General features: G+C 33.9%; 16 protein-coding genes. 8 read left to right on the top strand and 8 right to left on the bottom strand.

Annotation, left to right across the window (positions count from 1 at the left end; genetic code table 11):
* The first annotated feature begins 124 nt into the window (after window positions 1–124).
* The gene (locus tag QSV08_RS12785; RefSeq protein WP_324023722.1) at window positions 125–655 is read left to right on the top strand and encodes an RNA methyltransferase; all 531 of its coding nucleotides are present in this window, start codon (window positions 125–127) and stop codon (window positions 653–655) included.
* A 118-nt stretch (window positions 656–773) separates the two neighbouring features.
* Here the strand turns inward: QSV08_RS12785 and folK are convergent, their stop codons facing one another.
* A complete protein-coding gene (gene folK, locus QSV08_RS12780; RefSeq protein WP_324023721.1) occupies window positions 774–1916 on the bottom strand; it encodes a 2-amino-4-hydroxy-6-hydroxymethyldihydropteridine diphosphokinase in 1143 nt (380 codons plus the stop codon).
* 71 nt (window positions 1917–1987) lie between these two features.
* On the opposite strand from folK, the gene sppA reads away from it, so the two are divergent.
* From sppA to QSV08_RS12765, 3 genes are read left to right on the top strand one after another with little or no spacing between them, the layout of a single operon-like run.
* On the top strand, window positions 1988–3748 hold the full coding sequence (sppA, locus tag QSV08_RS12775; protein ID WP_324023720.1) for a signal peptide peptidase SppA: 1761 nt from the start codon (window positions 1988–1990) through the stop codon (window positions 3746–3748).
* Between the two features lie 3 nt (window positions 3749–3751).
* Complete coding sequence (locus QSV08_RS12770; RefSeq protein ID WP_324023719.1) at window positions 3752–4468, top strand: queuosine precursor transporter; 717 nt, start codon at window positions 3752–3754, stop codon at window positions 4466–4468.
* 32 nt (window positions 4469–4500) lie between these two features.
* The gene (locus QSV08_RS12765) at window positions 4501–7239 is read left to right on the top strand and encodes an AsmA-like C-terminal region-containing protein (RefSeq protein WP_324023718.1); all 2739 of its coding nucleotides are present in this window, start codon (window positions 4501–4503) and stop codon (window positions 7237–7239) included.
* Here QSV08_RS12765 and QSV08_RS12760 read toward each other — a convergent pair.
* The gene (locus QSV08_RS12760; protein ID WP_324023717.1) at window positions 7232–8026 is read right to left on the bottom strand and encodes a DUF2797 domain-containing protein; all 795 of its coding nucleotides are present in this window, start codon (window positions 8024–8026) and stop codon (window positions 7232–7234) included. The two genes, QSV08_RS12765 and QSV08_RS12760, sit on opposite strands and share 8 nt — an antisense overlap.
* Window positions 8027–8104: 78 nt before the next feature.
* Here QSV08_RS12760 and QSV08_RS12755 point away from each other — a divergent pair, with 78 nt between their 5' ends.
* Window positions 8105–9619, top strand: a complete 1515-nt coding sequence (locus QSV08_RS12755) for a GH3 auxin-responsive promoter family protein (RefSeq protein ID WP_324023716.1) — start codon at window positions 8105–8107, stop codon at window positions 9617–9619.
* A 255-nt stretch (window positions 9620–9874) separates the two neighbouring features.
* On the top strand, window positions 9875–10432 hold the full coding sequence (locus tag QSV08_RS12750; RefSeq protein WP_324023715.1) for a hypothetical protein: 558 nt from the start codon (window positions 9875–9877) through the stop codon (window positions 10430–10432).
* A gap of 79 nt (window positions 10433–10511) precedes the next feature.
* Here QSV08_RS12750 and clpX read toward each other — a convergent pair whose 3' ends face one another.
* The 6 genes from clpX to QSV08_RS12720 form a co-directional block, all read right to left on the bottom strand.
* A complete protein-coding gene (clpX, locus tag QSV08_RS12745) occupies window positions 10512–11747 on the bottom strand; it encodes an ATP-dependent Clp protease ATP-binding subunit ClpX (RefSeq protein ID WP_324023714.1) in 1236 nt (411 codons plus the stop codon).
* A gap of 87 nt (window positions 11748–11834) precedes the next feature.
* Window positions 11835–12515, bottom strand: a complete 681-nt coding sequence (clpP, locus tag QSV08_RS12740; protein ID WP_324023713.1) for an ATP-dependent Clp endopeptidase proteolytic subunit ClpP — start codon at window positions 12513–12515, stop codon at window positions 11835–11837.
* Between the two features lie 88 nt (window positions 12516–12603).
* Window positions 12604–13926 (bottom strand): trigger factor, encoded by a 1323-nt coding sequence (gene tig, locus QSV08_RS12735; RefSeq protein ID WP_324023712.1) that lies wholly within the window; start codon window positions 13924–13926, stop codon window positions 12604–12606.
* A gap of 100 nt (window positions 13927–14026) precedes the next feature.
* Window positions 14027–14374, bottom strand: a complete 348-nt coding sequence (locus QSV08_RS12730) for a phage holin family protein (protein ID WP_073242464.1) — start codon at window positions 14372–14374, stop codon at window positions 14027–14029.
* 29 nt (window positions 14375–14403) lie between these two features.
* Window positions 14404–15180 carry an alpha/beta fold hydrolase gene (locus tag QSV08_RS12725; protein WP_324023711.1) on the bottom strand — a complete coding sequence of 259 codons (777 nt, stop codon included), beginning with the start codon at window positions 15178–15180 and terminating at the stop codon, window positions 14404–14406.
* Window positions 15177–15890, bottom strand: a complete 714-nt coding sequence (locus tag QSV08_RS12720) for a pyridoxine 5'-phosphate synthase (RefSeq protein WP_324023710.1) — start codon at window positions 15888–15890, stop codon at window positions 15177–15179. The genes QSV08_RS12725 and QSV08_RS12720 overlap by 4 nt, the downstream gene beginning before the upstream one ends.
* 91 nt (window positions 15891–15981) lie before the next feature.
* Between QSV08_RS12720 and QSV08_RS12715 the strand changes: the two genes are divergently transcribed.
* Entirely contained in the window at window positions 15982–16638 is a 657-nt protein-coding gene (locus QSV08_RS12715; RefSeq protein WP_324023709.1) for a CBS domain-containing protein, read from the top strand.
* Window position 16639: 1 nt separating this feature from the next.
* Window positions 16640–17521 (top strand): NAD kinase, encoded by an 882-nt coding sequence (locus QSV08_RS12710; RefSeq protein WP_324023708.1) that lies wholly within the window; start codon window positions 16640–16642, stop codon window positions 17519–17521.
* The last annotated feature ends 74 nt before the right edge of the window (window positions 17522–17595 follow it).

Genomic DNA, 17595 nt, shown 5'->3' with positions numbered 1-17595 from the left:
TATCTTTATCTCATTAATTTTGCACCTTCACGAAAGTATGGTTTAATCTCTTGAATTTTAATCATTGTTGATATTTGAGGATAAGTTTATAACCAGTTAAACTAATGAAATTGATCAGTAAAGTATGAGAAAATTAAGAAATGAGGAGTTAGATAGAATTGATGTGGAAGGGTATAAGCTTGCCGGTAAATCTCCCATAATTATTGTTCTTGATAATATAAGAAGTTTAAATAATATTGGATCGGTCTTTAGAACTGCCGATGCTTTTTTGATTGAAAAAATATACTTGTGTGGTATTACTGCTAAACCGCCTCATAAAGATATTCATAAAACGGCATTGGGTGCTACCGACAGTGTCGATTGGGAGCATGTTGATGATACGATGGTTTTAGTCGAAAGATTAAAAAAAGAGGGTTGTCATATTATATCCGTAGAGCAAGCAGAAAATGCAACGCAGCTTAACGAATATATGCCTGCCAAAGATAAAAAGCAGGTGCTTATTTTTGGAAATGAGGTTAAGGGTGTTGCCCAAAATGTGGTAACTGCTAGTGATGAGGTTTTGGAGATACCGCAATTCGGCACCAAGCATTCATTGAATATTTCTGTTAGTGTGGGTGTTGTAGTGTGGGATTGCTGGAGTAAATTAAACGCATAAAAAAACCTGGTCGTAGACCAGGTTTTTTAGTATAGTTTGAGTTAGTTAGTTGCACGTATGCTTTCACAATAAAAGATTTTCTTTTCATTTACGCAAGAAATAATGCGATTTATTATTGTCATGTATTGGCTAATGCAAAGTCTTCAATCTTAGTTAAAACAGTTTCGTAATCACTTTTGTGACTCACAAAATCAAGTTCGCTCACGTCTATAATCAATTGATTTTCTTTAGGGTATGTTCTTAGGAAGTCAAAATAACCACGGTTAATTTTCTCTAGGTAGGTGAGTTCTATATTCTGTTCATAGTCCCTACCACGTTTCTTTATTTGCTCTAGTAATCTTTCTGTTGTTTGATACAGATAAACGTATACTTTGGGCTTTTTAACTTCTTTGTACATAAAGTTAAACACCTTTCTGTAGAGGTCAAATTCATTTTGTTGTAGGGTAACCTTGGCAAATATCAATGATTTATAAATATCATAATCACTTACCATAAAGCTCTTAAAAAGGTCTAATTGATTTGTGTCTTCTGTAAATTGCTGATAACGGTCTGCTAAAAAAGACATCTCTAGAGGGAAAGCATACCTCGCTTGATCCTCATAGAAATTAGGTAAAAACGGATTCTCGGCAAATCGTTCTAAAATCAATTTTGCATTAAAGTCTTCAGAAATTTTAGTTGCCAATGTTGTTTTACCTGCTCCAATATTTCCTTCAATGGCAACATACTCCAAGCTAGCAAAAAATGTATGCCTGCTTTTAAAAAGTCTTTTTATTTGTTTTGTTATGGTGCTTTTGTCCTTACATTCTTGCAATAAATTTCTTGTATCCTTATTTAAAATAGGGTGATAGAATTGCGGAGTAATATCAGCAAGTGGTTTCAGAATAAACTTTCTGTCTTGCATTTTAGGGTGCGGTACAGTTAAGTTGGTAGTATTTATTACCTCCTTTTCGTAATAAATGATATCAATGTCTAAAGTTCTGCTCTGGTAATTATTTCCTTCACTTCGTTCTCTTCCAAAATCGGTCTCTATCGATAATAATTTAGCAAGTAAGTCTTCTGGGGAAAGCAATGTCTGTAATTCTAAACAAGCATTCAAAAAATCTTCACCCTCAAAACCCCAAGACGGAGTTTCATAGACAGCAGAAACCTGTCTAATTTCGCCGGTTATTTTGCCGATTTCGAAAATAGCTTTTTGTAATAATAATTGACGGTTGCCTAAATTACTGCCAATAGATAAGAATGCTGTTTTGTATACTCCCATAATGTTGGGACAAAATAACTAAAACATATCCACATTAGTTATCTTTGTTCACTATTAAAATAAAGATTTAAATGAATTTTTTAAGAAATTTTCTTGCTTCCATATTGGGATCTCTGTTTGCATTCGGTATCATGTTTGTAATGTTTTTAATTTTTGTGAGCTTGGTTAGTAGTGGTGAAGATACCGTTGCAATTGAAGACAACTCTATTCTTGAGTTACAATTACAAAGACAAATATCTGATTATACGGGTAGTGACGAATTAGATCCTTTTGCAGGTATTTTTGAAGAGTCGCAAGGACTGGATGAAATAATACAAGCTATTGAGGTAGCGAAAAATGATGACCGTATAAAGGGAATCAGTATTAACAACAATTTCATAATGGCAGGTTTGGCACAAACACAAGCTATTAGAAAATCATTAGAAGATTTTAAGGCTGAAGGTAAATTTATTTACGCATATGCAGATTTTTTTATGCAGCGTGATTATTATTTGGCTAGTGTGGCAGATTCTATTTTTATAAACCCTGTAGGGGTTTTAGATTTTAAAGGTTTGTCTACAGAGGTGCTTTACTATAAAGAACTGCAAGAGAAATCTGGAATTAAAATGGAGGTTATTCGTCATGGTAAGTATAAAAGTGCTGTTGAGCCTTATTTAGAAAATAACATGAGTGAAGCAAATAGAAGCCAATTAACTTCTTTATTGCAATCGCTTTGGAATTCTATGATTGTAGATATTTCAAAAACACGATCTATTTCTGAGTCAGATTTAAATATTATAGCAGACACTTTAGGAGGTAGAACTCCTAAATATGCAAAACAGTCAGGATTGATTGATGATGTTGTTTTTTATGATGAGTATGAGAGTAAACTGGCAAATGCTCTAAAAATTAAGAAAGACGAAGACATTAACTACAGCACCTTAGATGACTATGTAAAGTATTCGAATAAGAAGAAATTAAAATCTGGTGATGATAAAATTGCCATCGTTTTCGCACAAGGTGAAATTTTATATGGTGAAGGTGGTCCGAATATTATCGGTCAAGGTATTATAAACGAAGCATTGATTAAAGCTCGTGAAGATGAAGATGTAAAGGCGATTGTTCTACGTGTAAACTCGCCAGGCGGGAGTGCTTTGACTTCAGATATTATTTGGAGAGAAGTTGCACTTGCCAAGAAAGTGAAGCCTGTAATAGTATCAATGGGTAATGTTGCTGCATCTGGTGGTTATTACATTGCTGCTGGTGCAGATAAGATTTTTGCTGAACCAACTACCATAACTGGTTCTATAGGTGTATTTGGTACTGTGCCGAACATGACTGAATTAGCTGGTGATATAGGTATTAATGCAGAGCAAGTAGGTACAAATAAAAATGCTGTCGAGTATTCGCTTTTCGAGCCAATGCAAGAAAGTTTTAAAAATCAAATTCAAGAGAGTATAGAAGAAACCTACCAAACATTTCTACAACGAGTATCTGAAGGTAGAAATATGACCATGGCGCAAGTAGATAGTGTAGCACAGGGTAGAGTTTGGAGCGGTACCGAAGCTTTGGAAGTTGGTTTGGTAGATGAGTTAGGTAATTTAGATGATGCTATTGAAGCGGCTGCTGAGTTAGCTTCTTTAAGCTCATACGGAATTAAGAAGTTTCCGAAATATAAAAGCGGATTTGAGCGCTTTATGGAAGATTTAGAAGGCGCTAGTCTTCAAATCAAAGAAAATTTATTGAAAGATGAAATAGGCGATGAGGCATATAAAGTGCTAAAGGAACTGCAATCTTTTAAAGAGCAAAAGGGTATACAGGCTAGAATGCCGTTTGCATTAGATATTAAGTAATATATGACCTTAAAAGATAGAAAATTAGCTCAGCGTATTTATCTGTATTTAGGGGCTTTATTTATCACTTCTTTAGTGGTTTCTAACCTTATATTTCAAAAGTTCTTTTATTGGAATCCCTTCGGGGATTTCACCGTTTTTGGGGTTTCACTTTTTGAAGTGTCCGTAGGTATTTTACCTTATCCCATAACTTTTCTAATAACAGATCTTATCTCAGAAATATATGGTAGAAAAATGGCAAACCAGATTGTCACCGCCGGTATTTTTGCATCTTTCTTTTCTATGGGTATTATATTGTTGGCAGAAGCTGCTCCGGCAATTTCTTCATCACCTTTAAACGATGAAACGTTTAAGCAAGTTTTTGCACTGTCGCCAATAGCTGTTTTAGCTTCTATGATTGCATATTTGCTAGCGCAGTATGTAGATGTGGCTATTTATCATTTCTGGAAAAAATTGACCAAAGGCAAGTATTTATGGTTACGTAATAATTTTTCGACATTCTTATCACAATTTCTCGACACGTTTACCGTTGTGGGGTTGTTATGTGTCTTCAAAGTATTACCGTGGGAGCTTTTTTTCGGTCTCGTAGTAAGCGGATTTATTTTTAAGATTTTTATAGCATTTATAGACACCCCTTTTCTCTATTTCTTCGTATATATTATGAGAAAACGTTTTAATCTAAAGCCAAATGAAGAATTGGACTTAGATGTGTTAGATTAACAACAGTAAACAATACAGTATAAAAGTATACTATGGGTAAGAAAATATTAAAAATTGTAGGGGTATTATTAGTCTTGATTATTATAGTTTTAATTGCGGCTCCTTTCTTCTTAGAAGCTAAAATAGGAGAGATTATAAAAAGTAATGTCAATCAGAATGTTAATGCCACATTAGATTTTTCTGAAGCTAATTTAAGTTTGGTCAGTAGTTTTCCGAACGCAGAAGTGGAGTTTAAAGATGTTGTGCTATTAAATAAAGCTCCTTTTGAGGGAGACACCTTATTTAAGGCTAAAAACTTAGACTTAACCATGGGTATTATGCAATTGTTTAAAAGCGAGGGTGATGCTATAGCTATTAATAATATCAATTTAGATGGCGCATTCATTAATGTTGTCGTTGATAAAGAAGAAAATGCCAACTATGATATTGCAAAACCTTCAGAGCCAACTGCGGCTGATGAAGAATCTAGCTCAACCGATGGTTTTAATTTAGACTTACAATCTTATGAAATAACCAATACTAGAATTTATTACACCGATAATTCAACGGGTATAACCTTTAAATTAGATAATTTTCAGCATAAAGGAACCGGAGATTTGTCTTTGGCTACTTCTGAGCTAGATACGCATACAGATGCTCTTATATCCTTGGAAATGGATAGTGTTAATTACTTGAATAGAAACACGATTAAGCTAGATGCACTTGTTGGTATCGATTTAAATGAGAGCAAATATTCTTTTTTGAAGAATGAGGCGTTAATCAATCAGTTGCCATTAGTGTTTGATGGTTTTATTAAATTAAATGAGACCAGTCAAGAAATTGATTTGACATTCAAGACTCCGTCTTCAGATTTTAAAAACTTTTTAGGGCTGATACCAGAGGTTTATTCTAAAGACATTGAAAATGTTACTACTACAGGTGACTTTGCAGTTAACGGTAATTTTAATGGTATTGTTGATGAAACACATATTCCTAAATTTCATGTTGATTTAAAATCGGATAATGCATCATTTAAGTATCCAGATTTACCAAAAGCGGTAAGTAATGTATTCTTTGATATTCAATTGAATAATAAAACGGGTATTGTAGAAGATACTTATGTTGATGTAAATAAAGCTTCTTTTATGATAGATGAAGATAAATTCAATCTTACATCACACATAACAGAGTTAATGGGTAATACGAAAGTTAAAGCGCATATTGACGGTGCTATGAACTTGGCTAATATTTCGAAAGCTTACCCAGTACCTGCAGAGTATGATTTAAAAGGGTTGTTGAAGCTAGATATTACTACAGCTTTTGATATGCAGTCTGTAGAGAAAGAACAATATGAAAAAACAAGTACTACGGGTGATTTAAGTGTAACCAATTTTGAATACAATTCAGAAGAGTTGGCAAACCCTGTAAAATTCAATGCAGCTAGTTTAACTTTCAATCCTAAGACTGTCACTTTAAATCAATTAAATGGTACAACAGGTACCACAGATTTTGATGCTACAGGTACTATAAACAATTTGTTAGGGTTTATGTTTAATGATGAAAAAGTTGAGGGTAATTTTAACCTGAAATCTAATTCTTTTGCTTTAAGCGATTTTATGGTTGCTGAGGTAGAAGCGCCTACAACTACAAATGAGAGTAAGTCCACTTCTGGTGGCGCGGTACAAGAAGAAAAAATTAAGATTCCATCTTTTTTAGATGCGACCATTAATGCAGATGCTAAAAAAGTATTGTATGATGATATTGTGTTAAGTGATGTAAAAGGAGTTTTGAAGATAAAAGATGAAACTGCTACGCTAAGTAATATGACTGCAGGTATGTTTGGTGGTAAAATCGGCTTTAATGGCGATGTGTCTACAAAGAATGAGACGCCTACTTTCAATATGAAATTAGATTTAAATCAACTTGGTATTCAAGAAACATTTGCTTCTGTTGATTTGTTTAAAGCTATAGCGCCAATTGCGAAAATGTTGAAAGGTAAATTAACCTCAGACATTTCTCTATCAGGTAATTTAACCGATGATTTAATGCCAAATTTATTGTCATTAACCGGTGAGATGTTTGCTGATTTAATGACAGAAGAAGTTAATACAGAAGAGGCACCTGTATTAAATTCATTAGTTTCTAACTTAAATTTTATTGATTTAAAACAGCTTAATTTAAAAGACTTGAAAACCTCGTTATCTTTTAAAGATGGTATCGTGGTTGTAAAACCTTTTACTTTAAACTATAAGGATATTGCCATAAATGTTGATGGTAGCCATTCGTTTGATCAAAAATTGAATTACAAAGCTACTTTACAAGTGCCTGCAAAATATTTAGGTTCGAATATTACAAAGTTGATTGCTAAAATAGATGATCCTTCTTTGGCTGATTTAACGATACCTGTTGTCGCTAACATTGGTGGTCTTTATAATAGTCCTAAGGTTACCACAGATATGAGTTCTGGTGTTAAGCAATTAACTTCAAAGCTTATTGAGGTTGAAAAACAAAAGCTTATAGCTAAAGGTACCGATAAGGCGAAAGATTTAATTGGTGGTTTAATTAGTGGAAATAAAACAACGACAGATTCTACCAGCCAAAAAACGAATGACACTAAAACAGCTGCTAAAGATATTCTAGGCGGAATCTTATCTACTAAGAAAGATACTGCCACTACCAAATCTATTAAGAAAGATTCTACTCCTGTTAAAACAGAAGAAGCTGTAAAAGAAAAGGCAAAAGATATCTTAGGTGGCTTATTCGGTAAAAAGAAAAAAGATAGTACTAACTAATAGTTAAGCCTACGTAATAACCTTCGCTGCCTCTTACATTGAAAACGGTGTTGTCTTCAAAGATGAGGTATTGACCTTTAATACCTTTTAATTTACCCTTAAAAGTTGGTGTTTTAGTTAGGTTCAAACTTTTTACTTTGGTCGGATACTGTAGTACCGGAAATTCTAATTCAGTTTCTTCATTAGAATCTAAAAAATAGGGTAGTGCCTCTTCAGGTATATATTGCTTTAGCTTATCGCGCCATTCTTGAAGATTTTCATCGACAACTGTATTAGTAAGCATAGTGCGCCAATTTGTTTTATCACCGACATGGTCTTTTAGGGCAACTTCAGTTATGCCGGCTAAATATCTGTTTGGTACTTCTACGATTTCAATAGCTTCATGAGCGCCTTGGTCAATCCAACGTGTTGGTATTTGTCCTTTTCTGGTTACACCGACTTTTACATTGCTAGAATTGGCTAAGTATACAATATGTGGTTGCAATTGCACCTTTTTCTCATATGCTAAATCTCGGTCTTCTTGATCTAAATGCGCTTTGCTTAACTCGGGTCTCATAATCCAATCTCCTGCAGATGGTATTTCAAAAAAACATGTTTTGCAAAAACCTTGTCTGTAAATGGGGCGGTCATTGCCACAATTTAGACATTGATGCTTAATGAATTCTATTTTTAATGTTTTATCCAGAATTTGATTTACATTCAAAAAGTCAGATTCGAACAACATATAATATTGAATCGGACTTCCTATTTCTGTCTGCATTTTTCTAAGTACTCCCTCGTATTGCATTTAAATCTTGCTTATTGAATTATCATTTGAAAATGATAGCTAGATGCGCTATTTTTAACAATACAAAGATACCTATAAATGCCAATTACCCTATTTAATTCAATTGCCTCTTGGTTGCTAAAAAAACGTTACCATCAAATCGAGCTTTTTTTAAAGTATCCTGATGAGGTTCAAGAAGAGGTTTTACTTCAATTGCTTGAATTTGCAGAAGATACAGAGGTTGGTAGAACCTATGATTTTGAGTCGATTAAATCGTACAATGATTTTAAAGAACGTTTACCTATAGTTTCTTATGAAGAAATTCAACCAATTATAGAACGTACTAGAAGAGGTGAGCAAAATCTGTTTTGGCCTACCAAAGTAAAATTGTTTGCGAAAAGTAGTGGTACAACAGACGCCAAAAGTAAATTTATACCTGTTAGTGGCGAGGCATTAGAAGATTGTCATTACAAGTCTAGTAAAGATTTATTGTGCCTTTATTTAAATAACAACGAAAACTCACAGCTTTTTACAGGAAAGAGTTTGCGACTAGGTGGTAGTAAAGAGCTCTATGAGGATAATGGCTCGTTATTTGGAGATTTATCTGCTATTTTGATTGATAACATGCCATTGTGGGCAGAGTACAGTAGTACGCCTAGTAATAAGGTTTCGTTAATGAGTGAGTGGGAGAGTAAGCTTATGGCTATCATTCACGAAAGTGTTCAAGAGAATGTTACGAGTTTGGCCGGTGTGCCTTCTTGGATGTTGGTATTATTGAATAAAGTACTTGAAGAAACGGGTAAAGAGCATCTCTTTCAAGTTTGGGAAAACTTAGAGGTATACTTTCACGGAGGTGTAAACTTTAACCCTTACAAAGAGCAGTACAAAAAAATACTTCCGAATAGTAATTTTAGATACTACGAAATCTATAATGCATCTGAAGGCTTCTTTGCTATTCAAGATAGAAACGGAGCTGATGATTTGTTATTGATGTTAGACTATGGCATTTTCTATGAATTTATTCCGATGGATGTTTATGGTACTTTTAGTGAAGAGGCAATACCCTTGTGGAGTGTGGAGTTAGGTAAAAATTATGCTATAATCATTACTACGAACTCAGGATTGTGGAGGTATAAAATTGGAGATACGGTTCGGTTTACGTCTAAAAGTCCATATAGAATTAAAGTAACAGGTCGAACAAAGCATCATATAAATGTATTTGGAGAAGAGCTTATTATAGAGAACGCTGAAGAAGCTTTAAAGATCGCGTGTTCAAAAACGGAAGCCGAAATAATGGATTATACTGCCGGACCCGTCTTTATGGAGGGTAAAGAAAAAGGTGCCCACGAATGGATTATGGAGTTTAGAACCTTGCCACAAGATTTTAGTGCATTTGTAGAAATATTTGATAACGCATTAAAATCTCTCAACTCAGATTATGAAGCTAAAAGATTAAATAATATTACCCTAAACGCGCCATTAGTACACATTGCACGTAAGAACTTATTTTATGATTGGCTAAAGTCAAATGACAAGCTTGGTGGTCAGCATAAAATTCCGAGATTGTCAAATAAGAGAGATTATTTAGAAGAGCTTTTGCGAATGAACAAGTAAATAACTCTATTCACACTAATTATTAGCCTAATCACAACAAACTTTTATATATCCTTAGTAGTAGTTATACATTTGTCTTAATTAATGTAGTTTTTGCCTTACATCAAAGTTGTAGTTGTTTTTTGTCTTACTTATTTACGATAAAATGGACTACATCGATATTTTTAAGCGTGTAAACAATTAAATGGTTGTAAGTGCAGTTATTATTTCAACTTGCAGAAGTAAAACTTAACCAAAACTATAAATACTATTATTATGGCAGACAAATTAGTGATCGTTTCCGATATGTGGGGTGCTAAGAAAGGACTATGGATTACTTCATACTTAGGGTATCTACAACAGTATTTTGATATAACTTTTTATGATAGTCAACAACTGGCTAATTTAGATATTCTCATTCAAACAGAAGAGAACGTACATAATGCTTTTATAGAAGGTGGTACAGATACTGCTGCTGCACATTTATTGAAAAAAGAAACAGAAGCTTGCTATTACCTTGCTTTTAGTACTGGGGCTACCATAGTTTGGGAAGCTGCTAAGAAAGGTTTGCCTGTTAAGTCTTTATACGGTGTTTCGCCTACAAGAATTCGTAGAACGAATGATAAGCCTAATGTGCCTTTTAATTTGGTGTACGGTGCTAACGATGCATTTAAGCCAAGTGAAGAATGGGGAAGTAATTTAGGGGTTGATATGGAAGTATTACCTAATTACGGACATACATTATATACAGATGAGAAAATCATTCAAAAAGTATGTATGGATCTATTACAAGAAGTAACGCAAATTACACCACAGATTAAAAAAGTGGTTTGAAAATAATATAAATATTGAATATAAAAAAAGCGAAGATTTAAATCTTCGCTTTTTTTATATTCAATATTTTGATAAAGTATTATGAAACTGCCTTTAGTTTTTTAATGGTATCGTGAGATAGCATTTCTTCGGCATATGGTTTTGTGACTTTGAATTTTGTGTCACCAGTACTTGGCATCTCGAACATTGCGTCAGTAAAAATAGCTTCGCATAAAGATCTTAATCCTCTTGCTCCAAGTTTATACTCGATTGCTTTTTCTACAATATAATCTAAAGCTTGATCTGTAATGGTGAAAGTAATGTCATCCATTGCAAACAACTTCTCGTATTGTTTTATAATCGCATTCTTAGGTTCGGTTAAGATAGCTCTTAATGTCTTCTTGTCTAACGGATTCATATGTGTTAAAACAGGAAGTCTACCAATAATCTCAGGTATAAGTCCAAAATCTTTCAAATCTCTAGGTATGATGTATTGCAATAAATTGCTGTCATCTAAAAAATTATCAGATTTAGAAGCGCTATACCCAACAGCTTGCATATTCAAACGTTTTGTAATAGCACGCTCAATACCGTCAAAAGCTCCGCCGGCAATAAATAAGATATTTTCTGTATTAACTTCAATAAATTTCTGGTCTGGGTGCTTTCTTCCTCCTTTTGGTGGAACGTTTACTACAGTACCTTCCAATAATTTTAGAAGTCCTTGTTGTACACCTTCTCCAGATACATCTCTTGTAATTGAAGGGTTATCACCCTTACGAGCAATTTTATCAATTTCATCAATAAAAACAATACCTCTTTCAGCTTTTTCAAGATTGTAATCTGCCGCTTGTAAAAGACGGGTAAGAATACTTTCTACATCTTCACCAACATAACCAGCTTCTGTTAATACAGTAGCATCAACAATCGCTAATGGTACATTAAGTAATTTGGCAATGGTCTTAGCCATAAGGGTCTTACCGGTACCGGTTTGCCCTACCATAATAATGTTACTTTTTTGAATCTCTATATCATCTTCTGCTGATGAAGGTTGTAATAACCTTTTGTAGTGATTGTAAACCGCAACAGACATTACTTTTTTGGTACGCTCTTGTCCTATAATAAAAGTGTCTAAAAATTCCTTAATTTCTTGAGGTTTCTTTAAAACAAGTTCAGAAGAAAGATCGTTGGTCTTTGTCTGTTTTGACTCTTCGGCAACAATACCGTGAGCTTGCTCAATACAGCGATCACAAATATGCGCATCTAACCCAGCAATCAATAAATTGGTTTCTGGCTTTTTTCTACCGCAAAATGAACACTCTAAATTTTCCTTTGCCATTATCTATCTTCTCTATTCTATTCCTTAACGATCAAAAATCGTTTTTGGTTTAAAATTCATTAATTTATTTGATTCAATTAGTCGGATTTACTTCTTCTCCCTTACCAATATTTCATCAATCATACCGTATTTAAGAGCTTCATCAGCTTTCATCCAGTAATCACGGTCACTATCTTCACGAACTTTCTCAATATCAGTACTAGAGTGTTCTGCTATGATTTGATATAGTTCTTCTTTTAACTTCAATATCTCTCTAGCTGTAATTTCAATATCACTAGCTTGACCTTGTGCACCGCCCATTGGTTGGTGAATCATAACACGAGAGTGTTGAAGACCACTACGTTTTCCTTTTTCACCTGCGCATAAAAGTACTGCACCCATAGAAGCTGCCATACCAGTACAGATAGTAGCAACATCTGGCGTAATGAACTGCATAGTATCATAAATACCTAAACCTGCATATACACTGCCACCTGGTGAGTTAATATAAATTTGAATATCTTTTTTAGCGTCAACACTTGCTAAAAACAATAGTTGTGCTTGAATAATATTGGCTACTTGGTCATTAATACCTGTGCCCATGAAAATGATGCGGTCCATCATTAAACGTGAGTAAACGTCCATTGCAACAATATTCATAGAACGCTCTTCAATAATGTTAGGCGTCATGTTCGTTGGGTACATGCTGCTCATTATAGAGTCGTAGTAAGTGCTGCTAATGCCTTGATCGTTTATAGCGAAATTCTTGAATTCTTTTCCGTAATCCATAAATTGTATGTCTATATTTTAGAGTAAAAAAAGGTGCCGAAAATTTTATTTCCGGCACCGTAAAGATACTTAATTTATTGTTTGGAATTTATCCGTAAACTTCTTTCACGAAATTTTCATAGGTAACTTCCTTTGTCTTAAGATTTGCCTTTTCTTTGTAAAGATTCAATAATTTTTGACTCATCAATTGTTCTGATAGTCTTTTTACTTCATCTTGGTTACCAAGAACTCTTGCGGCGATACTGTCTAATTCTTCTTCTTTAGGATCTAATTGGCCAAATTGTGCCATTTGAGAACGAATAAATCCTTTTGAAAATTCTTTCAATTCATCGAACTGAACTTGTAGTTCATTATCGCGAATTATTTTACCTTCAATTAACTGGTAGCGTAATCCTTTTTCCGATTTTGCATACTCTTCAACAGCTTGCTCTTCAGATAACGGCTCTTCACCAGTCATTTGAATCCACTTGGTTAAGAAACCGGTAGGTAATTCAAATTTTGTGTTGTCAATGAAATATTCTGTAACGTCGTTCAATAATTTTTGATCAGACTGTTGCTCAAATTGCTTTTCAGAATCTTCTTTGATACGCTCTTTTAATTCCTTTTCAGTTTTCACGCTGTCTGGACCAAAAAGTTTATCGAACAATTCTTGATTTAATTCAGCAGCTTCTCTTTCGTTAATTTCAGAAATGGTGAAAGTAACTTCGGTATCTAATGCTTCAGCTTTTTGTTTGTCAACACCTAAAGCGCTAGATAACATATGATCTTCAGTGAATAAACCTTTTGTTTTCAATGTAACAACATCACCAACTTTTTTGCCTTTTAATGCATCTAAAGCTTTTTTACTTTTCAACTTGTCAGTTTCAAGTAAAGATTTGTTGTCAATTTCTTCAGCTTCATTCGTAAATGTACCGCTTACTTCATCATTCTTGCTAACAACATCTTTAGTTACAAGTTTACCGTATTGCTTTTGAATACGCTCAACTTGCTCGTCGATCATTTTTTTGTCGGCAACAATTTTATATTGAGTAATAGGTTTTTTAGTTTTCAAAGAAACCTCGAAATTAGGAGCTAGACCTAATTCGAATTCAAAAGCCAATTCATCTTGATCCCAGTCAAAATTGTCTTGCTGTTTTGGTAACGGGTTACCTAAAACGTCTAACTTTTCTTCAGTTAGGTATTTATTAAGATTGTCTTGCAACAATTTGTTTACTTCATCAACCAATACAGCTTTACCATATTGCTTTTTAATAAGACCCATAGGAACTTGGCCTTTTCTAAAACCAGGAATATTAGATTGCTTCTTATAATCCCTTAAAATGGTATCTACCTTATCTTGGTAATCTTCTTTTGTGATAGCAACTTTAACTACTGCATTTAAATCGTCTATCTGCTCTTTCGTAATATTCATTCCTTATTATCTATTTGCATGTATAAAATGGGATGCAAAAATACTACATTTTGCAAAGTCAACCAATTTTTTAAAGTATTGAATTTCAAATCACAAGCAACTACGACTTGTCATCTTTTAGCAGTGTAAAAAAGATTGATTGTAAAAAAGATAGCAAGAGGCTAAAAATCAATGCCCACCAAATGTTACCAACGGCAAAACCATCAATAAGTTTATCTGCCAATAAAATAATTATTGCGTTGATGATTAATAGAAATAAACCAAAAGTAATTACGGTTACGGGTAGCGTTAGAATAACCAATATTGGTTTAACAAGAAGATTTAAAATGCTTAATACAACAGCTACGATTACAGCGGTCATAAAGCCATCTACAGATACGTTTGGTAGCACATTCGCTAAGATAATTACAGCAACGGCGCTCAATAGAATTCTTAAAATTAGTTTCATGGGTCTTAGTTTTAAATTAGTATAGTTATTTATCCTTTATTGAAAAAGGTAAGTGATTTTTCGAAAAATTGCTCTGGGTTTTCAGCATGTAACCAGTGTCCGGCATTATCTATAGTTTCTACAGTTGCTTTTGGAAAATGACGGTGTATAATTTCAGTGTCATTTTTAGTGACATATTCAGATTTGTCTCCTCTTAAAAACAACGTAGGTCCGTTAAAGCTATCTGTGCTATTGATGTTGTCTCCAATTTCTTCCATCTTCTCGCTCAGTACCTCTAAATTGAATTTAAAACATAGTTTCTTATCCTCATCTCTGTCGAGATTTTTCAACAAAAACTGACGTATGCCTGCATTTGAAATGTGTTGCTTTAATTGTTCGTCGGCATCTTTTCTCGATTTCAAATTTGTGGTATCGATGGCATTTAAACCATTAATGATTTCTTGATGATGCGGCGGATAATATTTTGGTGCGATATCGGCAATAAGCAATTTGTTAACACGCTCAGGGTATGTGCATGCAAATTGCATAGCTGTTTTACCGCCCATAGAATGGCCAATTATAGCAGTGCTTTCGATATTATGTTCGTCTAAATAATTCAGAAAATCATCTGCAAGTATATCGTAATTGAAATCTGGAGAATGAAAACTTTTGCCGTGATTTCTTTGGTCTATTAAGTGAACGCAAAAACCATTTTCTGCATATAAAGTACCTAACGTTTTCCAATTATCTAACATGCCTAGAAATCCGTGTAAAATACACAAGGGTTTTCCTTCTCCTAAAATTACTGAATGTAATATCTGTTTCATTTTAATCTGTGTAAATACATGTTTACAACATTGTCAAGGCCTAAGTACAATGCTTCACTAATAAGTGCGTGACCGATAGATACTTCTAGTAAGTTAGGGATATTTTTAGCAAAATATTCAATGTTGTCTAAACTTAAATCATGACCAGCGTTTATGCCAATACCCAATTCGTTTGCGCGTTTGGCGGCTTCAACAAATGGTTTTATAGCTTCTTCTTTATTTTGAGAATAATCGGTTGCGTAGCTTTCAGTATATAATTCAATTCTATCAGTACCGACTGCTTTTGCACCTTCGATCATTTTTGGGTCTGGATCTACAAAAATAGAAGTGCGAATACCGGCATCTTTAAAGGTTTTAATGACATCGGTTAAAAATTCCTTGTTTTTAATGGTGTCCCAACCGGAGTTCGAGGTAATTGCATCAACAGAATCGGGTACCAAGGTTACTTGTTCTGGCTTCACTTCTAGTACTAGTTCAATGAATTTAGGAACGGGGTTACCTTCGATATTAAATTCGGTGGTTACCGTTTTTTTTAAATCTCGTGCATCTTGGTATCTAATATGGCGTTCGTCTGGTCTTGGATGAATAGTGATCCCTTGTGCTCCAAAACCTTCTAAATCTTTAGAAACCTTAAGTAAATCTGGAACATTACCGCCACGGGCATTTCTAAGAGTTGCAATTTTGTTTACGTTAACGCTAAGTTTTGTCATTATGTCTTATTTACCTTTTAAGAGCATCAAAAATACAAATAAGGCACGCCTTTTGATATTATTAATTGTTATTTTGCGTTATATATAGCCTATGCATATTCAAGAACATATTATTACGAACTTACCGGTATTCGATATTAAGGATACTACTGAGAAAATTCTAGAATTTTTTCAGGACTCAACCTATTCCCATATTGCTATATTGGAGGATGGAAGGTTTTTAGGACTTTTCTCTGAAATAGATGCCGATGGGTTACAGTCAGATGCTAAAATTGAGGAGTTTCGATATGAGCTGCAAAGTTTTTTTGCACGTAGAGATACCAATTGGTTAGATGTGTTAGAGATTTTTGCACGTAATGAAGCTAATTTGCTTCCTGTAATTAATGAGAAAGAAGAAGTTACTGGTTACTATTGTTTAACCGATATTGTTTCTGAATTTATTGATACTCCGTTCTTTACTGATCCTGGTAGTATTCTGGTAGTGGCAAAAGGAGCTAAAGATTACTCTTTTAGTGAAATTGCTCAAATAGTTGAAAGTAATAATGCCAAGCTTTATGGTGGTTTTATTACTGATACCCAAAACGATATTATTGAGGTGACATTAAAAATTACGGCTAATAATTACAATAAGGTAGTGCAGACTTTTAGACGATATAATTATAATATTGTATTTGGAAATAGTGATGATGAGTTTCTTGAAGATTTAAAGAATCGTTCAGATTACTTGGAAAAATACCTTAATGTTTAATATGAAAGTAGCTGTATACGGTCAAACTTATCAAGATAATGCCATTGAATATCTCATTGAGTTATTAGATGAGTTAAGTAAGGTGTCTGCCGAAGTTTATATTGAAAAAGATTTTTACGATTTATACAGAGCTAAAAATACTGCCCAAACATTTTCAACATTTACAATCGATGAAGGTTTAAATGCCTCTTTTGATATGTTCGTTAGTTTTGGTGGCGATGGTACTATACTAAGGGCTACAACTTTTGTGAAAGATTTAGGTATACCAATTGTTGGTGTAAATACCGGTAGGTTGGGTTTTCTTTCCACCTTTAAAAAAGAAGATGTTAGAAAAGTAGTTCGAGAGTTTAAACAAGGTGCTTATACTGTTGTAGAACGCAGTTTGGTTCAATTGAATACGAAAGAACTTGATGTCGAATTCGGAGATCTTAATTTTGCATTGAACGAAATTACCGTAAGTAGAAAAGATACGACCTCTATGATAACGGTCGAAACATTTTTAAATAACGAGTACTTGACTTCTTATTGGGCTGACGGATTGATTATTTCAACCCCAACAGGGTCAACAGGGTATTCTTTAAGTTGTGGTGGTCCGGTAATTGTGCCAACAGCAAAGTCATTGGTTTTGACACCTATTGCACCGCATAACTTAAACGCAAGACCTTTGGTAATTTCAGATGATACCGTAATTCGGTTAAAAGTATCTGGTAGAGAAGAGAACCACTTGGTTTCTTTAGATTCAAGAATAGCATCATTAGAAAATGGTCAAGAAATAACCATAAGTAAAGCTCCCTTTACTATTAAAATGATAGAATATACTTCAGAAAGTTTTTTAAAGACCCTAAGAAATAAGCTTCTTTGGGGTGAGGATAGGCGAAATTGAGCCGACTTTTAAACAATAAATGCCCTTAATCACTGTTTATCTTTTGAGAACATAAAAATTATTGCGTTTTCAGT

This window comes from Maribacter sp. BPC-D8, assembly GCF_035207705.1.
Classification (GTDB): Bacteria; Bacteroidota; Bacteroidia; order Flavobacteriales; family Flavobacteriaceae; genus Maribacter.
This window is presented reverse-complemented; position numbering and strand designations above follow the sequence as displayed.